General features: G+C 56.2%; 6 protein-coding genes, 2 tRNA genes and 3 rRNA genes. 4 read left to right on the top strand and 7 right to left on the bottom strand.

Annotated features, from left to right (window positions below; all coding sequences use genetic code 11):
• Positions 1–13: 13 nt before the first annotated feature.
• Together AC3IQ7_RS05875 and AC3IQ7_RS05870 are read right to left on the bottom strand one after the other, a co-directional pair.
• A complete protein-coding gene (locus tag AC3IQ7_RS05875) occupies positions 14–1,249 on the bottom strand; it encodes an RtcB family protein (protein ID WP_489208592.1) in 1,236 nt (411 codons plus the stop codon).
• 201 nt (positions 1,250–1,450) lie between these two features.
• On the bottom strand, positions 1,451–3,019 hold the full coding sequence (locus AC3IQ7_RS05870; protein ID WP_489208591.1) for a vWA domain-containing protein: 1,569 nt from the start codon (positions 3,017–3,019) through the stop codon (positions 1,451–1,453).
• Positions 3,020–3,225: 206 nt separating this feature from the next.
• On the opposite strand from AC3IQ7_RS05870, the gene rtcR reads away from it, so the two are divergent.
• Positions 3,226–4,833 (top strand): RNA repair transcriptional activator RtcR, encoded by a 1,608-nt coding sequence (gene rtcR / locus AC3IQ7_RS05865; RefSeq protein ID WP_489208590.1) that lies wholly within the window; start codon positions 3,226–3,228, stop codon positions 4,831–4,833.
• A gap of 168 nt (positions 4,834–5,001) precedes the next feature.
• Here rtcR and rrf read toward each other — a convergent pair.
• From rrf to AC3IQ7_RS05840, 5 genes are all read right to left on the bottom strand, one after another.
• A 5S ribosomal RNA gene (gene rrf / locus AC3IQ7_RS05860) occupies positions 5,002–5,114 on the bottom strand.
• Positions 5,115–5,252: 138 nt separating this feature from the next.
• Positions 5,253–8,128 (bottom strand): 23S ribosomal RNA (locus AC3IQ7_RS05855).
• Between the two features lie 240 nt (positions 8,129–8,368).
• A tRNA-Ala gene (locus tag AC3IQ7_RS05850) sits at positions 8,369–8,444 on the bottom strand.
• Between the two features lie 25 nt (positions 8,445–8,469).
• Positions 8,470–8,546: transfer RNA gene (locus AC3IQ7_RS05845), tRNA-Ile, on the bottom strand.
• A 79-nt stretch (positions 8,547–8,625) separates the two neighbouring features.
• A 16S ribosomal RNA gene (locus AC3IQ7_RS05840) occupies positions 8,626–10,156 on the bottom strand.
• The 16S, 23S and 5S rRNA genes sit together here with 2 tRNA genes alongside, the layout of an rRNA operon.
• 464 nt (positions 10,157–10,620) lie before the next feature.
• Between AC3IQ7_RS05840 and cobT the strand changes: the two genes are divergently transcribed.
• The 3 genes from cobT to AC3IQ7_RS05825 are packed head-to-tail and all read left to right on the top strand — an operon-like array spanning position 10,621 to position 13,033.
• Positions 10,621–11,661, top strand: a complete 1,041-nt coding sequence (gene cobT / locus AC3IQ7_RS05835; protein ID WP_489208589.1) for a nicotinate-nucleotide--dimethylbenzimidazole phosphoribosyltransferase — start codon at positions 10,621–10,623, stop codon at positions 11,659–11,661.
• Between the two features lie 4 nt (positions 11,662–11,665).
• Positions 11,666–12,472 (top strand): adenosylcobinamide-GDP ribazoletransferase, encoded by an 807-nt coding sequence (locus AC3IQ7_RS05830; RefSeq protein ID WP_489208588.1) that lies wholly within the window; start codon positions 11,666–11,668, stop codon positions 12,470–12,472.
• Between the two features lie 6 nt (positions 12,473–12,478).
• Positions 12,479–13,033 carry a histidine phosphatase family protein gene (locus AC3IQ7_RS05825; protein WP_489208587.1) on the top strand — a complete coding sequence of 185 codons (555 nt, stop codon included), beginning with the start codon at positions 12,479–12,481 and terminating at the stop codon, positions 13,031–13,033.

The raw sequence follows: 13,033 nt of genomic DNA, 5'->3' as shown, positions 1-13,033 counted from the left end.
TTCTTTCTCTCTATTAACCTTTGACGCAGACGACCTGCTTCAGGATATGCACGACATCAACCAGTTCGCGCTGCGCCAGCATTACCGCATCGATATCCTTGTAGGCCATCGGAATTTCATCGATCACGTTTTCATCCTTGCGGCATTCCACGCCTTGCGTGGCGCGGATCTGGTCGTCCAGGCTGAAGCGCCGCTTCGCTTCCGTGCGGCTCATCGTGCGTCCCGCACCGTGGCTGCAGCTATGGAAACTCTCCGCATTGCCCTTGCCGCGCACGATAAAACTCTTCGCGCCCATGGAACCGGGAATGATCCCCAGTTCGCCGGCGCGGGCCGACACGGCACCCTTGCGCGTGACCAGCACGTCCTTGCCAAAGTGGTGCTCCTTCTGCACATAGTTATGATGGCAGTTAACGGCTTCCACGTGCGTCTGGAACGGTTTATGGATGACCGTGCGCACGGCTGCGATCAGGTTCTGCATCATCACTTCGCGGTTGTTGCGCGCAAACCGCTGCGCCCAGCCAACCGCTTCCACGTAATCGTCGTAATGCTGCGTGCCTTCGGCCAGGTAAGCCAGATCTTGGTCGGGCAAGTTGATGAAGTGGGTGCGCATATCCTGCTTGGCCAGTTCGATGAAATGCATGCCGATGGCATTACCCACGCCGCGCGAACCGGAATGCAACATGAACCATACGGCACCCTGTTCATCGAGGCAGACTTCAATGAAATGGTTACCGCTGCCCAAAGTCCCCAGGTGACGATAATTATTCGTGTTCTTCAGCTTCGGCGTCTTCAGGCAGATTGCATCGAATTCGTCCTTCAATTGCAGCCACGCGGCATCGACCACGGAAGGCGGCGTATGCCAGGAACCCACGTCGCGGCCACGGTGGCCACGCGTCTTCGGCGACATCCCATGCGGAATGGCGCGTTCGATGGCGCTGCGCAGCGGCCCAAGATTATCGGGCAGATCATTCGCTGTCAGCGTGGTTTTCGCCGCCATCATGCCGCAACCGATGTCCACGCCCACGGCCGCCGGGATCACGGCGCCCAGGGTGGGAATCACGCTGCCGATGGTCGAGCCTTTACCCAGGTGGACGTCGGGCATGACGGCGATGTGCTTGTAAATGAACGGCAGGGTCGCCGTATTGCGCAATTGTTTTTTGGCCGCTTCTTCAACAGGCACGCCACGGGTCCACATTTTCACGGGACGGCTGCCTTCGGTATGCAGGACTTCGTATTCTTCTTTCTTCATCGCTTCTCTCATCTTGTATTTTAATCAGTAGGACAACCCGACAAGGTGGGACAGGATTTTCTGCCAGGCTCACTGCACCTGGCAGGCCGGTTTGACGCGGCTGATCGATGTAATCCTGTCGGCATTCGGGGCACTGCAGCGCATGACAAGGTTGGACAAGACGTCTGTTATGTAGTCTTGTCCGTATTCATGCACTTTACTTCAACAACCTGGCGCCATATCGATGGCGGCAATTTCTCCCGCCCAGTGAGCGGGGTCCAGCTGGCCGGAAGCAAAGGCGGCGATGATCTTGAAGACGTCATCGGAAAAACCGCCGATGTTCAGGATATCCTCGCGCTCCATTGCCTGCGTGGTGGCATGCGGCGAAATATCGATGCACACCAGCTTTGCCCACGGATTGCGCTGCTTGAAGACATTCCACTGTCCCATCGTCGCCGTGGCGCCGCTGCGTTTGGCATCGATCCACGATTCGTTATCGGACACATAAATCACCAGGTCCGCCAGCTCCTTCTTGCTGTTCATGCGCAGCAGCGGTGCGCTGCAATTGGTGCCGCCGCCACCGATGGCCGCCAGCCTGGCCGCGTTGGCCATCACGCTACCATGCGCATCGAGACCGCACTGCACCACGCTATGCTCGAACGGCAGCACCGTGGCATCCGGGTTCTTGCGCAGCATGGCCGCCGCCACAAGCGCCGCCACATCGATGCAGCGCACGCTCGACGTGGCGCTGCCGCGAAAACCGCTGACGGGCGAAGACATCGAGCCGGAAACGTCAGGACATACCACCACCTTGCCCGCGATCCGCGGCACGTTCAGCAGCGATATTTCCAGCGCCTGCTCCAGCGCATCGCGCACGATGGCCGGCACGTTCTCGCCGGCCGCGATGTAAGCCGACATCAGCTGATACGGAAACACCCGTGCCCGGCCAATCGCCTCGGGATCGCGCAGCTTGGCCGCAATCAGCTCAGGCATCCCGGCTATCGCATACACGCCATGGCGGCCAAAGGTATTCAGATTCATGCGCACCATCTGCCAGCTGCCCTGGGTCGCGATCTGCGCCCAATCCTGCGCGCTCAAGGGCAGCGCCGTCAGCATTTGGAATGGCACCTCCGGTATCGCTTGCGCCGGGTCTGCCTTGTACGCCTCGAACGCGGCCAGCGCAGACGGCAGTGCCTTGGCATCGTACGGCTTGCCGATCAGCCAGGCAAAGAAGGCCGCGCGCCACGCTTCCTGCGGTTTCGGATGCACCATCTTCACCACGTCGGCCAGCGATGGCGCGTTACCGACGGCGGCGGCCAGCAAAGCCTGTTCCGAAGCGCCGTTCAGCCATGCCTGTACCAGCTTTTTCGGACGCGATCCCAGCGACTTGCGGCCCACTGCGCCCGAGCGCATGATCTGCACGAAGTTACGCAGCATCTTGCCGTTGTTAATCACACGCTGGAAGGCCGGCGCGAACTCTGCAGCGCCCTGCCCCGCCAGCACGGCCACCAGCAGGGCCGGCATGTCTTTCATGTAGCCCCGTTCGCGGCAGTACACGGCCGTCTGCGCGATGAAGGCCGGCTCGACCGCCTGGCACAACTCGAGTACGTGTGCCAGTTGCGCTTCGGCACTGGCATAAAACGTCGTGTTCAGGCAGCCGGTGGCCGCATATTGCGCCAGCTGATGCCGGGGCGTCAGCGCGTAGGCTGGTGCGCCTTCGGCATTGCGTGCCAGGGCCGTTGGCACGGTTCCGGTCTGTTGCGCGTTCTGGAATAACTGGGCGTTGGCCATTTTTCGTTCCTCTCTGCTCTCTACGTTTATCTCGTTGCTATCTCCTCTATTGCAAGCGCTGTGCCAGCTTTCAATATTTCATCAAAAATAAACATAACCCATTGATTTTATTAAACAATAATCTAATACATGCTTTGCATCGAAAATATCCCTGTCATTGCGATTTAGAATACAATTATCTTTTTAGATAAATATTTATCTCATATATGCAAGCAAAACGTACCGTCGTCATCGGCTTTCTCGGCACACAGCTCGACAATGGCAGGGGAGCGGCACGCTGGGAAAAGTGGCGACCCAGCATCGCCCTGACCCAGCACGAGGACAAGATCATCGACCGCTTCGAGTTGCTGTACGCGGGCAGCCAGTTCGACAACCTGGTGCGCCAGGTATCGCAGGATATCGCCAGCGTCTCGCCCGAAACCAGGCTGATCACCCATGAACTGCCCATCAGCGATGCCTGGGACTTCGAGAATGTGTATGGCGCGCTCTATGATTTTGCCAACAGCTATCCCTTCGATCCGGACAAGGAAGACTACTGGATCCACATCACCACCGGCAGCCACGTGGTGCAAATCTGCATGTTCCTGATGACGGAAGCACGCTATTTTCCTGGCCGCCTCGTGCAAACGTCGCCGCCGAAGCGCCAGGCCACCGGCAATCCTGGCAGCTATGCATTGATCGACCTCGATCTGTCGCGCTACGACCAGATCGCCCAGCGCTTTACGCACGAGCAGGCCGAAGGCGTGGCCTTCCTGAAGTCCGGCATCGCCACGCGCAATGCGAAGTTCAACGGCATGATCGATGAAATCGAGCGCGTCGCCATCAAATCCAAAGCCCCCATGCTGCTGATGGGACCTACCGGCGCCGGCAAATCCTTCCTCGCGCGCCGCGTGTATGAACTGAAAAAATCGCGCCACCAGATCGATGGCAAATTCATCGACCTTAATTGCGCCACCCTGCATGGCGATGGCGCGGCCTCCACCCTGTTCGGCCATATCAAGGGCTCCTTCACGGGGGCAGGCTCAGATCGGCCGGGCTTGCTGCGCAGTGCGCACAAGGGCTTGCTGTTTCTCGATGAAATCGGTGAACTGGGGCTCGATGAACAGGCGATGCTGCTGAAAGCCATTGAAGAAAAGCGCTTCTTCCCCGTCGGTGCCGATACGGAGGTGCAGAGCGACTTCCAGCTGATCGCCGGCACCAACCGCGACCTGGGCAAAGAAGTGGCGGCCGGCCGCTTTCGGGAAGACCTGTATGCGCGCATTAATCTGTGGACGTACGAATTACCGGGCCTGGCGCAGCGCCCCGAAGACATCGAGCCGAACCTGGAATACCTGCTGGCACAATACAGTGCCGAAACGGGGGAAAGAGTGCGCTTCAACAAGGAGGCGCGCGAACGCTTCATGCGCTTTGCCACCTCGCCATCGGCCGCCTGGAAAGGCAATTTCCGCGATTTATCCGCCGCTGTCACGCGCTTGGCCACCTTGTCGGAAGCGGGACGCATCACGGATGACGTGGTCGACGAGGAAATCAAGCGCTTGAACCGGATGTGGCAGCATCATGGCGGACGAAGCGATAGTGTGGAAGTGGATCTGCCAGGGATCATGGGGGAGCAGGAGGCCGCGCAGCTCGACCTGTTTGATGCGCTGCAGCTGAGATCGGTAATTCAGGTATGCCAGCAATCGAACACTTTGTCCGATGCGGGCCGCAAGCTGTATGCCATATCGCGTGATGCGAAGGCCAAGCCGAATGACGCCGACAGGCTGAAAAAATACCTGACGAAGTTTGGCGTGAGCTGGGAAGACGTGAGTCGATAAAACCCAACAACAGCCAGAGTCAGTCCCTCGATGCCGCGAACGCCAGATGCGACGCCAACACGCGAGGGAGCTGCCCCCAGTCTTTGCTGTTTGCTTGGCCGCGCAAACCAGCAGACGAAAAAAAACCCGACCATTGCTGATCGGGTTTTTCTCTACTGCGAATAACAAGCCTGACGATAACCTACTTTCACACTGGTTGCAGCACTATCATCGGCGCAAAGTTGTTTCACGGTCCTGTTCGGGATGGGAAGGGGTGGGACCAACTTGCTATGGTCATCAGGCATAACTTGTACTGGCGTTTGTCCTCAATGGAGCGACAAAGCCTGAATCTGGAAGAAGCAAAGATTGGGGTAATGACTGGTAGTATCAACACACACGCAACGTTGTACCGTCTTATCCTCTGTACCTGCTAAGGTTATAGGGACAAGCCGTACGGGCAATTAGTACTGGTTAGCTTAATGCATTACTGCACTTCCACACCCAGCCTATCAACGTCCTGGTCTCGAACGACCCTTCAAAGAGCTCAAGGCTCTGGGAAATCTCATCTCAAGGCAAGTTTCCCGCTTAGATGCTTTCAGCGGTTATCTCTTCCGAACTTAGCTACCCGGCAATGCCACTGGCGTGACAACCGGTACACCAGAGGTTCGTCCACTCCGGTCCTCTCGTACTAGGAGCAGCCCCCTTCAAATTTCCAACGCCCACGGCAGATAGGGACCAAACTGTCTCACGACGTTTTAAACCCAGCTCACGTACCACTTTAAATGGCGAACAGCCATACCCTTGGGACCGGCTACAGCCCCAGGATGTGATGAGCCGACATCGAGGTGCCAAACTCCCCCGTCGATATGAACTCTTGGGAGGAATCAGCCTGTTATCCCCAGAGTACCTTTTATCCGTTGAGCGATGGCCCTTCCATACAGAACCACCGGATCACTATGTCCTACTTTCGTACCTGCTCGACTTGTCAGTCTCGCAGTTAAGCACGCTTATGCCATTGCACTATCAACACGATGTCCGACCGTATCTAGCGTACCTTCGAACTCCTCCGTTACACTTTAGGAGGAGACCGCCCCAGTCAAACTGCCTACCATGCACTGTCCCCGATCCGGATAACGGACCAAGGTTAGAACCTCAAACAAACCAGGGTGGTATTTCAAGGTTGGCTCCACGAGAACTAGCGTCCCCGCTTCAAAGCCTCCCACCTATCCTACACAGATTGGTTCAAAGTCCAATGCAAAGCTACAGTAAAGGTTCATGGGGTCTTTCCGTCTAGCCGCGGGTAGATTGCATCATCACAAACATTTCAACTTCGCTGAGTCTCGGGAGGAGACAGTGTGGCCATCGTTACGCCATTCGTGCAGGTCGGAACTTACCCGACAAGGAATTTCGCTACCTTAGGACCGTTATAGTTACGGCCGCCGTTTACTGGGACTTCAATCAAGAGCTTGCACCCCATCATTTAATCTTCCAGCACCGGGCAGGCGTCACACCCTATACGTCCACTTTCGTGTTTGCAGAGTGCTGTGTTTTTATTAAACAGTCGCAGCCACCAGTTTATTGCAACCCTTTCACCCTTCCACAGTAAAGTGGTCAAGCTACCGGGGCGTACCTTTTCCCGAAGTTACGGTACCAATTTGCCGAGTTCCTTCTCCCGAGTTCTCTCAAGCGCCTTAGAATACTCATCTCGCCCACCTGTGTCGGTTTGCGGTACGGTCTCGTATGACTGAAGCTTAGAGGCTTTTCTTGGAACCACTTCCGATTGCTTCGTGAACAAGTTCACTCGTCTCAACCCCTTGAATTCCGCGCCCGGATTTGCCTAAGCGCCTTCTATGAGCCAAAAACCAACTATTCCAACAGTTGGACAACCTTCCGCGATCCGTCCCCCCATCGCATCATACGACGGTGCAGGAATATTAACCTGCTTCCCATCAGCTACGCATCTCTGCCTCGCCTTAGGGGCCGACTCACCCTGCTCCGATGAACGTTGAACAGGAAACCTTGGGCTTACGGCGTGGAGGCTTTTCACCCCCATTATCGCTACTCATGTCAGCATTCGCACTTCTGATACCTCCAGCATCCTTTACAAGACACCTTCGCAGGCTTACAGAACGCTCTCCTACCATATATATTGCTATATATCCGCAGCTTCGGTGACTGGCTTAGCCCCGTTACATCTTCCGCGCAGGACGACTCGATCAGTGAGCTATTACGCTTTCTTTAAATGATGGCTGCTTCTAAGCCAACATCCTGACTGTTTTAGCCTTCCCACTTCGTTTTCCACTTAGCCAATCTTTGGGACCTTAGCTGGCGGTCTGGGTTGTTTCCCTCTTGACGCCGGACGTTAGCACCCGACGTCTGTCTCCCAAGCTCGCACTCATCGGTATTCGGAGTTTGCAATGGTTTGGTAAGTCGCAATGACCCCCTAGCCATAACAGTGCTCTACCCCCGATGGTGATACTTGAGGCACTACCTAAATAGTTTTCGGAGAGAACCAGCTATTTCCAAGTTTGTTTAGCCTTTCACCCCTACCCACAGCTCATCCCCTAATTTTTCAACATTAGTGGGTTCGGACCTCCAGGGCGTGTTACCGCACCTTCATCCTGGCCATGAGTAGATCACTTGGTTTCGGGTCTACACCCAGCGACTGATCGCCCTATTCGGACTCGATTTCTCTACGGCTTCCCTATGCGGTTAACCTTGCCACTGAATGTAAGTCGCTGACCCATTATACAAAAGGTACGCAGTCACGGAACAAGTCCGCTCCTACTGTTTGTATGCACACGGTTTCAGGATCTATTTCACTCCCCTTCCGGGGTTCTTTTCGCCTTTCCCTCACGGTACTGGTTCACTATCGGTCGATTACGAGTATTTAGCCTTGGAGGATGGTCCCCCCATATTCAGACAGGATGTCACGTGTCCCGCCCTACTTGTCGTACGCTTAGTATCACCGGTCTGATTTCGAATACGGGACTATCACCCGCTACGGTTCCTATTTCCAGAGGATTCTTCTATCAGTCCGACTATCACGTACAGGCTCTTCCCATTTCGCTCGCCGCTACTTTGGGAATCTCGGTTGATTTCTTTTCCTGCAGCTACTTAGATGTTTCAGTTCGCCGCGTTCGCCTTGCATACCTATGTATTCAGTATGCAATACCCTAAAAGGGTGGGTTGCCCCATTCGGAAATCTGCGGATCAAAGTGTGTTTGCTCACTCCCCGCAGCTTATCGCAAGCTACTACGTCCTTCATCGCCTGTAATCGCCAAGGCATCCACCATGTGCACTTATTCGCTTGTCCCTATAACGTTAGCCTCTTCATTCTTTCAAACGAAAAGAGCGCTACAGGGATAAGAAAGTACAACGTTGTTGCTTGTTTGTTGATACATACAATCATTACCCATCGATTTACCTTTTACGGCAAACCGATCAATAAATAATCTTTACTTCTTCCAGATTGTTAAAGAACATACAGCACTTGGTCTCGAAAAGACCAAACCTAAATTCAATCACCGATGTGATTAACTTACGTTTGAACTTTTGGTGGAGGATGACGGGATCGAACCGACGACCCCCTGCTTGCAAAGCAGGTGCTCTCCCAGCTGAGCTAATCCCCCTATGGGCAATACAGACTACAGAAACTGGTAGGGCTGGTTGGACTCGAACCAACGACCCCCGCGTTATCAACACGGTGCTCTAACCAGCTGAGCTACAGCCCCAAATGCTGTTCTTTATATTAACAGCCGATAAGTGTGAACATTTGATGCGTGAATCATTGCTGATTCGTGCAAACTCTAGAAAGGAGGTGATCCAGCCGCACCTTCCGATACGGCTACCTTGTTACGACTTCACCCCAGTCACGAATCCTACCGTGGTAAGCGCCCTCCTTACGGTTAAGCTACCTACTTCTGGTAAAACCCGCTCCCATGGTGTGACGGGCGGTGTGTACAAGACCCGGGAACGTATTCACCGCGACATGCTGATCCGCGATTACTAGCGATTCCAACTTCATGCAGTCGAGTTGCAGACTACAATCCGGACTACGATACACTTTCTGCGATTAGCTCCCCCTCGCGGGTTGGCGGCGCTCTGTATGTACCATTGTATGACGTGTGAAGCCCTACCCATAAGGGCCATGAGGACTTGACGTCATCCCCACCTTCCTCCGGTTTGTCACCGGCAGTCTCATTAGAGTGCCCTTTCGTAGCAACTAATGACAAGGGTTGCGCTCGTTGCGGGACTTAACCCAACATCTCACGACACGAGCTGACGACAGCCATGCAGCACCTGTGTACTGGTTCTCTTTCGAGCACTCCTCAATCTCTCGAGGATTCCAGCCATGTCAAGGGTAGGTAAGGTTTTTCGCGTTGCATCGAATTAATCCACATCATCCACCGCTTGTGCGGGTCCCCGTCAATTCCTTTGAGTTTTAATCTTGCGACCGTACTCCCCAGGCGGTCTACTTCACGCGTTAGCTGCGTTACCAAGTCAATTAAGACCCGACAACTAGTAGACATCGTTTAGGGCGTGGACTACCAGGGTATCTAATCCTGTTTGCTCCCCACGCTTTCGTGCATGAGCGTCAATCTTGACCCAGGGGGCTGCCTTCGCCATCGGTGTTCCTCCACATATCTACGCATTTCACTGCTACACGTGGAATTCTACCCCCCTCTGCCAGATTCTAGCCTTGCAGTCTCCAATGCAATTCCCAGGTTGAGCCCGGGGATTTCACATCAGACTTACAAAACCGCCTGCGCACGCTTTACGCCCAGTAATTCCGATTAACGCTTGCACCCTACGTATTACCGCGGCTGCTGGCACGTAGTTAGCCGGTGCTTATTCTTCAGGTACCGTCATTAGCAAGAGATATTAGCTCTCACCGTTTCTTCCCTGACAAAAGAGCTTTACAACCCGAAGGCCTTCTTCACTCACGCGGCATTGCTGGATCAGGCTTTCGCCCATTGTCCAAAATTCCCCACTGCTGCCTCCCGTAGGAGTCTGGACCGTGTCTCAGTTCCAGTGTGGCTGGTCGTCCTCTCAGACCAGCTACTGATCGATGCCTTGGTAGGCTTTTACCCTACCAACTAGCTAATCAGATATCGGCCGCTCCACGAGCATGAGGTCTTGCGATCCCCCACTTTCATCCTTAGATCGTATGCGGTATTAGCGTAACTTTCGCTACGTTATCCCCCACTCTAGGGTACGTTCCGATATATTACTCACCCGTTCGCCACTCGCCACCAGAGCAAGCTCCGTGCTGCCGTTCGACTTGCATGTGTAAGGCATGCCGCCAGCGTTCAATCTGAGCCAGGATCAAACTCTTCAGTTTAATCTCTGTTACTTTGCCCTTTTACAGGCACCATCATTGCTGATGGGTCGCTCACTCAAAAAACTGACAGGCTACTTCCGAAGAAGTATCCTATTTCATTATTTCTTGTGAACATTTGATATTTTAAGTTTTACGCCAATCCGAAGATTGACGCTGCACTTACATCAAATGCCCACACTTATCGACTGTTAATTGTTAAAGAACTGTATTCGGTTACTGCTTTCGCGCCATCGACAAAGCGTTGTGTTTGTCAGCTGCGAAGAAGGAAGAGTATGAAGCATTTCGCTAAATCCGTCAACTCCTTCTTTTTCTCGTCTCACTCGGCATTTGCATGCGTCGTTCAGCGAGGGGGCGAATTATAGCCCTGGCCCGAACTCCCCGCAAGCGCTATTTTGCATCTGGGCAAATATTGCTGTGTGATATCGTAGTGCCGACCATACCCAGCCTTATCCATATAGATTCCCATGCCTATCCCACACATTACCTCCACCGCCAATCCCGCCCTGTCCAGCGCACTCGAACACGCCATCAATAGCAAGACCAAGCCGCTGGGCAGCCTCGGCATGCTGGAAACCCTGGCCCTTCAGATCGGCCTGATCCAGCAAGGCACGCAACTGGCACTGCACCAGCCTGCCATCATCGTTTTCGCGGCTGACCACGGGGTCGTCGCCGAAGGCATTTCCGCCTATCCACAAAGCGTGACCTGGCAAATGGTGGAGAATTTCCTCGGCAACGGCGCCGCCATCAATGTCTTCGCCCGCCAGGCCGATTGTGCCCTCTATATAGTAGACGCTGGCGTGAACCATGATTTCGGCCCGCGCGACGGCTTGCTTGACCGCAAGCAAGGCCCCGGCACCCGCAACTTCGCCAAAGAGCCCGCCATGAGCAAAGAGCAATGCCTGGCCGCCATGCAAGCAGGGATGGACCTGGTCGCCACCCTGGATGGCAATGTGCTGGGCTTTGGCGAAATGGGTATCGGCAACACCACCGCTGCCGCTGCACTGATGCACAAGCTGACGGGCACGCCCGTCGCCGATTGCGTCGGCGCCGGCACCGGCCTGTCGAAAGATGGCGTGTTGCATAAACAACGAGTGATCGAAGCGGCCGCTGCCCATCACGCGGCAGTCAATGAGCCGCTCGACGTGCTGGCCACCTTTGGCGGCTTCGAGATCGCCATGATGGCCGGCGCCATGCTCAAGGCGGCCGAACGGCGCATGATTTTGCTGATCGATGGCTTCATCGTCAGCAGCGCCCTGCTGGTGGCGGCCCGTCTGCAGCCTGCCATCCTCGATTACTGTGTGTTTTCGCACTGCTCCGATGAAAACGGCCATCGCCAGTTGCTGGCCAGCCTGGGCGCGCGTCCGCTGCTGCACCTCGATTTGCGCCTCGGTGAAGGCACGGGTTCGGCGCTGGCCTTGCCGCTGCTGCACGCGGCCGTCAACTTCATGCGCGAGATGGCGACGTTTGCCTCGGCCCAGGTCAGCGAAAAGTCCACGCCAGACTAAGACGATGACCAATCCCGTTTCTGCCGCAGTCCACCAGTGCCGATTGTTCTTCATCGCGCTGCAGTTCTTCACGCGCCTGCCAATACCGCGCTGGGTGGGTTTCGAGCCGGCCTGGCTCCAGCACGCCTCGCGCTACTTTCCACTGGTCGGCGTGGTGGTGGCGGCCATCAGTGGCGCCGTGTATCTGGTGGCCAGCTGGCTCCTGCCCTCGGCGGTGGCCGTGCTGCTGGCCGTCGCCGCCGGCATCTACCTGACAGGAGCCTTCCATGAAGACGGTTTTGCCGACATGTGCGACGGTTTCGGCGGCGGCATGACGCGCGAGCGGGTGCTGGAAATCATGAAGGATTCGCGCATCGGCGCGTATGGCGCCATCGGCATCCTCTGCCTGCTGGCCATCAAGTGCGCGGCGCTCGCTTCGCTGCCGCCTGCCACAGTAGTGGCGACATTATTCATCGCCCACCCGCTCTCGCGCCTGGCTGCCGTGTCGCTGATCTGGCTCATGGACTACGCGCGCGACGAAGGCAAGGCCAAGCCGATGGCGCAGGAGATGACGACGAGAGAATTCATCATCGCCACCCTCTGCGGCCTGCTGCCCGCCACCGCCTGCGGCCTGCTGGGGATGTTTTACTGGGCCACGCTGGTCTTTGCAGTCGTAGCGGCGGCAGCTGCCGCATTCTGGCTGGGCCGCAAATGCCAGCACCGCCTGCAAGGCTACACGGGCGACTGCCTGGGCGCCGTGCAGCAGGTGGCGGAAGTGGCGATTTACTTGGCCATCCTGTCCAGCTTTCAACCTCCATTGCGCTTCTACTAAACAAGCATGCGCCTGATCCTCGTTCGCCACCCCACGCCGCAGGTAACCAGCGGCACCTGCTATGGCCGCAGCGACGTGGCGGTGGCGCCGCACGAAATGGCCGCCGTGCGCGCCAGCCTGCAAGCGACTTTGCCGGCCGGCGTGCCGCTCTACGCCAGTCCGCTGCGCCGCTGCGCCAGCCTGGCGTCAGCCTTGGCGCAAGACCTGCCTTCCAGCGCCCTGCGCCTTGACGCGAGGCTGGCCGAGATGGATTTCGGCGCGTGGGAAATGCAGCCCTGGCACGCGATTGCGCGCGCGGACATCGATGCCTGGGCGGCCGACCTGGCCTGGTACCGCCCCGGTGGAGGCGAGAATGTGCTGGCGATGGCCACCCGTGTCGATGCGTTTTTAGGCGATCTGTTGCGCGAACAACACGAAACGGCCATCCTCATCTGCCATGCGGGCACCATCCGCCTGCTATCGGCACTGCAAGCCCGGCTGCCATTGGAGGAAGCGGCCCTGCTGGCCGCCCGTTCCGCCCATAAAATCGCCTACGGTGCGACGGTCGTCGTCGATTTCTGA

Source organism: Janthinobacterium sp. GL_088 (genome assembly GCF_057837845.1).
This window is presented reverse-complemented; position numbering and strand designations above follow the sequence as displayed.

Coding starts and splice junctions, on each gene's coding strand:
- cobT (WP_489208589.1), top strand. CDS start 10,621: ATGCCTATCCCACACATTACCTCCACCGCCAATCCCGCCCTGTCCAGC.
- rtcR (WP_489208590.1), top strand. CDS start 3,226: ATGCAAGCAAAACGTACCGTCGTCATCGGCTTTCTCGGCACACAGCTC.
- AC3IQ7_RS05825 (WP_489208587.1), top strand. CDS start 12,479: ATGCGCCTGATCCTCGTTCGCCACCCCACGCCGCAGGTAACCAGCGGC.
- AC3IQ7_RS05875 (WP_489208592.1), bottom strand. CDS start 1,249: ATGAAGAAAGAAGAATACGAAGTCCTGCATACCGAAGGCAGCCGTCCC.
- AC3IQ7_RS05830 (WP_489208588.1), top strand. CDS start 11,666: ATGACCAATCCCGTTTCTGCCGCAGTCCACCAGTGCCGATTGTTCTTC.
- AC3IQ7_RS05870 (WP_489208591.1), bottom strand. CDS start 3,019: ATGGCCAACGCCCAGTTATTCCAGAACGCGCAACAGACCGGAACCGTG.